The organism is Corallococcus sp. 4LFB (assembly GCF_046520365.1).
Taxonomy (GTDB): Bacteria; Myxococcota; Myxococcia; order Myxococcales; family Myxococcaceae; genus Corallococcus; species Corallococcus caeni.
Window position 1 is genome coordinate 1 of the sequence record NZ_JBKGHJ010000495.1, and the last position, 5,870, is coordinate 5,870.

Sequence of the window (5,870 nt, forward strand, 5' to 3'; positions counted from 1 at the left end):
GGCCGGCGCGCCGCGCATCCCCGCCGGTCGGCCTCCGCCCGGGCGACCCGGCAGGCCCGCGGGCAGGCAGGGCAGGGCGCCAGGTTGTGACGCCCGGAGCTGCCCGCTATCCTGCCCGGCATGGCTGGAGGCCAGCACGCGACAGCGGGATTGGGGCCCGACGACATCGCCGAGCTGGAAGCCCTTGGCTCCGAGCCAGGCTATGACGTGTTCCTGGCCCCCGCGCGAGCCCTCGAAGGCGCCGTGGAGGAGTGCCGCTCCAACATCGCGCTCGCCTTCCACAACACGAAGCGCGGCGTGGACAGCGTGCTGGCCCGCGAGGCGGAGGTCGCCACGCTCCCCGGCGTGAACGTGGCCGAGCTGCGCGACCTGCCGCTCCTCGCCCAGGGCCTGGCCTTCGCCGCGCTGCGCGTCCAGCGCGACATGCGGGCCAGCTCCTTCGGAACCCTCTTCGACCGTGCGCAGCAGCTGCGCCGCAAGCTGTTGAAGACGGCGGAGGCGCTCGCGGAGGCCTCGTTCCTCTCCGCTGGCGACGTGACGGCCGCCCACGCGGAGGGCCACCGCGACGTGGTGGGGGACTGCCTGGGGCTCATCGCGCTGTTCCGCCAGCACGAGGCGAAGCTCGCCGGCCGCTCGCCCGTCACGCCCGAGGACGTGAACGAGGTGGAGCGCGTCGCGCAGCAGCTGCGCGCCCTGCTCGCGGCCCCGGGCGAAGGCCGCGACACCGGGAGCTCGCCGCTGCTCTTCGAGGCCACGGAGACGCGCGACCGCTTCTGGACGCTGCTCATCCGGCGCCACGACGTCCTCTGGCGCTGCGGCGCGTGGCTCTTCGGCCGCGACGTGGACATGCACGTGCCGCCGCTCCAGGCCCGCCACCCGCTGGTGCGCGCCGTCGTGCCCACGTCCATCGAACGCGCGAAGCCACAGCAGACGCCAGCGAAGCGCGGGGCGACCCCCATCGACTACGCCCCGGACAGCAACGTGCGCTCCAAGGTCCGCTTCATGGTGAAGGTCGGCTTCGACTTTCCCTCGCGCTAGACACCCATGCCTTTCGACGTGAAGGACATCCTCCGGCAGCTGGAAGCCGGCTTCGCCCCGGAGTCCGGGGCCCCGAAGTGGTGGCAGGAGAGCTGGGAGGATCCGGACGGGTTCGCCGCCGCGCTCGCGGAGGCCCACGCGGGCCGGGGTGCCCCGCCGCCCAAGAGCCGCCCGGGCCAGCAGTACGACTTCTTCCACGACCTCATCGTGCGCCACGTCGCGCTGGAGCGCCCCGCGTTCCGCACGCACGCGCGCATCCAGGGCTGGCAGGCCGTGGGCTACCGCACGCTGCACGACCTGGCCTCGCGCCGCGCCAGCGAGTGGGCGGATCAGGGCGTCGCGCCGGGCGCGAAGGTGTGCCTGGTGCACGGCGTGGGGCAGGAGCTGCTCGTGTCGCTCCTGGCCACGCTGAAGCTGGGAGGCTGCTTCACGCTCCTGCCGCCCATGGGCCCGCGCGCCATGGCCACCCGGCTGGACGCCCTGAAGCCGGACTTCATCGCCGCCGAGCCCCACCAGCTCCCGCTCCTCAAGGGCCACGAACCGCTCCTGCTCAAGAGCCAGGGGAGGGGAGCGCCGGGCTTCACGTCCCACACGTACAAGCCCACGGACGTGGTGGGGCTGCTCTTCTCGCCGCTGGTGGATCCGCCGCACACGCCCGTGCCCCTCACCGCGGAGAACGCGTGGAAGGGCGCCATCGGCGACGGGATGCTCACCTTCGGCCTGGCGCCGGGGGACCTGCTCGCGGCGCCGGACTTCCCGGTGCTCCAGCACCTGCCGGCGCTCCTCTTCGCCACGCTGCTGCGCGGCGCCACCTACCTGCACCTGGAGATGGCGGACCTGGCGCTCAACCCGGCCCCGCTCCTGGAGCACCCGCTGCGCGCCCTGGGCGTCACGCCGAAGCTGCGCGACCTGCTCCTGCGCCACCGGGCATCCCTGCGCAACGTGCAGCACTGGTTCCGCAACCCGGAGGAGCCCTACGACGCCCAGGCGTGGCGCACCTGGGTGAAGCAATGCGGCCTCCAGGCCGTGCCGTCCTCCAACATCCTCATCGACGCCTCGGCCGGCGGCGCGGTGCTGGTGTCGTCGCGCGGCGTGACGGAGGCGACGACGGACGTGCACACGGACGTCTTCCCCGTCCCGGGCCGCGCGTGGACGCTGAAGGATCCGAACGAGAGCGGGCAGGGGGCTCCCTCGGACGTGGGCGTCTTCACGCTCCTGCCGGACAAGGACCGCCCGCCGGGCCACGTCCTGCTCGCGCGGATCCGCCAGCGCTACCACTACGGGGGCACGCAGGGCTTCCGGCACGACGGCCGCGCCTACTCCGCGAAGGAGGTCACCGCCGCGCTGGAGGACGTGCCGTTCCTCGCGGGCACCAGCGTGGTGCCGGTGTCCACGGGCGGCCTCGCCAGCCATGCCCGCTTCATCCTCCTGGCCTTCACCGGGGCCACGCCTGCTCCCCCGTCCGGCGAGCAGGAGCTCAACCGGCGCATCGAGATGCTCCTGGGCGGGGACTTCCTACCCGACCGCATCGAGTTCTTTGCGCTCTTTCCCCACCGGGTGAAGGGCGCGGTCGACGACGCGTGGTGCGCCTCGCAGTTCTTCACCGGCGCGCTGCACCGCAAGGCGAAGGACCCGATGTTCCAGGCCCTCACCGCCCTCAGGGGACGTCTGCTGGAAAGCGCTGCCGCTTCGGGCGAAGATGTCCCGTCGCCAGCGCGGTGAAAAGGAGCGGCACATGGGTGTCCAGGTCGTGATGGGAGCAATGCTCCAATGCAGCTTCGGGGTGGCGCCCTCGTCGCTGATGGTCCTTCCCGTGAACCGGGTGATGGCCACGACGCCTGCGGCGAACATCATGGACAACAAGCCGCTGTTGAACATCCTGCCCTTCGGCATGTGCAACTCGCTGGCGAACCCGATGGTGGCGGCGGCCACCGCGGCGGCCCTCGGGGTCCTGACCCCCATGCCCTGCATCCCCGCCACCGCGGCCCCCTGGGTGCCCGGGTGCCCCAAGGTGCTCATCGGCAACATGCCGGCGCTGGAGAGCAACTCCAAGTGCATGTGCAGCTACGGCGGCGTCATCCAGGTCGTCTCCCCCGGACAGATGGTGGCCATCGATGGGTAGCCCGGCGCTGGTGGTGGAACCCGTCGACTTCACGCTGCTCGACACGGAGTTCTCCAGCGCCCCCGTGCCGCTGGACGAGTCCGAGGGCCCGGATCCGCGCCTGGAGGCCATCACCGGCCTGGTCGCCAAGAGCGAGTACGCGGACGCCGCCCGCGCCGCCGCGGTGCTCCTGCGCGAGGGCGTGCGCGACGTGCGCCTCGTGGGGCCGTACCTCTTCGGCCACTTCTTCGCGGACGGCATGAAGGCGCTGCCCGTCCTGTTCCGCTCCCTAAAGCGGACGCTGACGGAGAACTGGGACTTCTTCGGCCCCATGGAGAAGAAGCTCGTCTTCGCGGACACCGGCCTGCGCTGGCTGCTCAAGATGATGGGCAAGCACCTGGAGCACCACACGCGCCTCAAGGACGCGCAGTGGCAGGCCTGGTGCGCGCCCGGCAACCGCGAGCCCATGGAAGAGGCCCTGACCCTGGGCGACCCGCTCATCGCCGCGCTCGCCATCCTCCAGAAGCCCGCCTGCATGGACGCCATGCGCACGCTGCTCGGCGCGCTGCGCTCCCACGCCCAGGGCGTGCCCTTCCTGCCCCCGCCGGAGGAGCCCCAGCAGGCCGAGCTCGCCGCCGCCGCGGGCCCGGACGACGACGAGGACGACGACGAGGAGGAAGAGGACGACGACGGGGAGGAGGAAGAGGAGGCCCGCCCCGCGCGCGTGAAGAAGGCCGCCCGCGCCAGGGCCCAGGACGCCGCTCCGGACGCCGGCCCCAGCGTGCCCATGTCGCCCGCGCTCGCGCAGCTGGTGCGCAAGCTGTCTGCCTTTGAAGCGCTGGTGGAGCGCGAGGACTACGGCAAGGCGAGCGTCATCGCCGTGGACGTGCTCGCCACCGTGGAGCGGTTCGACCCGCGCGTGTACCTGCCGCAGCTCTTCTCCGGCTTCTTCAACGGCCTCGCGCAGCACGCGGAGTCCATCGAGCCCATGCTGCACAACACGGAGACGCTGTCCTTCCGCGCCATGGATCAGCTCTACCGCGTGGACCTGGACGCGTTCCTCGTCGCCCAGCAGCGCCAGGGCCAGGGCCGCGGCGGCGGCTCCGAGTACGACGAATAACCCCCATGCCACTGGAGCGCGAACAGCCGGGCCGCAAGCTCACCGTCGAGGAGCGCATCACCGAGCGCATCCGCGGCTTCGACGTGCCGGCGCTCCTGGACCTGCTCGCCAAGGAGGGCTACGGCGAGGCGGAGGTGGAGTTCCGCAGCCACCGCAGCACCGTGCACCAGCCGCACCTGGTGCACGCCATCGAGTTCACCCGTCAGCCGCGCAAGCGCGTGGTCATCACCGTCAACCTGGGCCTGCTCAGCGTCCAGACGCCGCTGCCGTCCTTCCTCTTCCAGGCCATGGACCGCCTGGAGCAGGACACGATGGCGGACTTCCTGGGTTACTTCGACCACCTGCTGCTGCGGACGCGCTTCGCGGGCAGTTCCCGGACCGCGACGAAGCCCTGCTGCCCGGCTGGGAGCACAACACCTCCCACCGGCTGCGCCTGTTGCGCCTCGCGTGCCCCAGCAGCCTGCACTGGCTCTTCGCGAAGGTCTTCCCGGAGGCGGAGGTGCTGGTGCGCCGCGAGACGCGCCGCCAGCGCATCGAGGCCAAGGGCATCCGCCTGGGCGCCGCCGCGCTCGGGGACGGCAGCGCGGTGGGCGGCTTCGCCACCGTCCCCACCGGCGGCGTGGAGGTGCGGCTGTTCCTCAACGAGCCGCACTCCGGCACCGGCATCCCCTGGGCCGTGGAGGCCCGCCGGCGCCTCAACACCCGCATCCTCCCGAGCCTCGCGGAGACGCCGCTCGCCCTCACCGTCGTCCTGTGCCTGCGGGATCAGAGCAGCTTCGCCCGGCTCCAGGACGGCAGCCATCTGGGCTACGAGCCCCTGGTAGGAGGCCCGGAACAGACCCAGGAGGTCCTCCTGTTTTCGGGGGACACCGCACAATTGCGATCATCCGAACCCCGCTAGACCTGTCATGTCGGCTGGTTGACGGGAATTCCTGATCGCGCCTAGGCTGTAAATGTTCACTCGGCAGGGCGTACTCCCGGGGCGGCTCCAGTAGTACGGGGGGAAGAAGCGCACTGCGATTGTCAGGGAGTCACCGTGGCCATTCAGGACCAGTTGCCCAAATCCCGCATCACCCTCACGTACCGCACCACCATCAACGGCGAGCAGGAGACGGTGAACCTGCCGCTGCGCCTGCTGGTGATGGGCGACTACTCGCTGGGCACCTCCGAGGACCGCAAGACGGACCTGGAGACGCGCAAGCTGCGCTCCGTGGATGGCCGCAACCTGGACGAGCTGATGAAGGACATGAAGATGTCCGCCAGGTTCCAGGTCGCCAACCGCATCAACCCGGACGTGGAGGAGGAGCTGAGCGTCACGCTCCCCATCGACCGGATGAAGTCCTTCCACCCGGATGAGATCGTCAAGCACGTGCCGAAGCTCAAGGCGCTGCTGCTCCTGAAGACGCTCCTCGTGGAGATGCAGTCGAACATCGACAACCGCAAGGACCTGCGCCGCGAGCTCTACGAGCTGTTCTCCAAGCCGGACGCGCTCAAGGAGCTGCTCAACGAGCTGAAGGGCTACGAGACCATGCGCCTGCCCTCCGGCGAGGCCGCGAAGACGGACGCGCCGCCGCCGGGGCCGCCGCCGCCACCAAGCCCGCCACGGGTGCC

6 protein-coding genes are annotated in these 5,870 nt (G+C 71.2%); all 6 read left to right on the forward strand.

The window, feature by feature from the left end:
• The first annotated feature begins 150 nt into the window (after nt 1-150).
• Nucleotides 151-1,038 carry a hypothetical protein gene (locus ACLEQD_RS34985; protein ID WP_410390072.1) on the forward strand — a complete coding sequence of 296 codons (888 nt, stop codon included), beginning with the start codon at nt 151-153 and terminating at the stop codon, nt 1,036-1,038.
• A 6-nt stretch (nt 1,039-1,044) separates the two neighbouring features.
• Complete coding sequence (locus tag ACLEQD_RS34990) at nt 1,045-2,760, forward strand: long-chain fatty acid--CoA ligase (RefSeq protein WP_410390074.1); 1,716 nt, start codon at nt 1,045-1,047, stop codon at nt 2,758-2,760.
• Between the two features lie 13 nt (nt 2,761-2,773).
• Nucleotides 2,774-3,160 carry a DUF4280 domain-containing protein gene (locus ACLEQD_RS34995; RefSeq protein WP_410390076.1) on the forward strand — a complete coding sequence of 129 codons (387 nt, stop codon included), beginning with the start codon at nt 2,774-2,776 and terminating at the stop codon, nt 3,158-3,160.
• Nucleotides 3,153-4,259 (forward strand): type VI secretion system protein IglI family protein, encoded by a 1,107-nt coding sequence (locus ACLEQD_RS35000; RefSeq protein ID WP_410390078.1) that lies wholly within the window; start codon nt 3,153-3,155, stop codon nt 4,257-4,259. Before ACLEQD_RS34995 ends, ACLEQD_RS35000 begins: the two co-directional genes overlap by 8 nt.
• 436 nt (nt 4,260-4,695) lie before the next feature.
• Nucleotides 4,696-5,160, forward strand: coding sequence for a hypothetical protein (locus ACLEQD_RS35005; protein ID WP_410390080.1), 465 nt, complete (start codon nt 4,696-4,698; stop codon nt 5,158-5,160).
• Between the two features lie 135 nt (nt 5,161-5,295).
• Nucleotides 5,296-5,870, forward strand: a 575-nt coding sequence (gene tssB / locus ACLEQD_RS35010; protein ID WP_410390081.1) for a type VI secretion system contractile sheath small subunit, incomplete at its 3' end; no start/stop codon positions are given.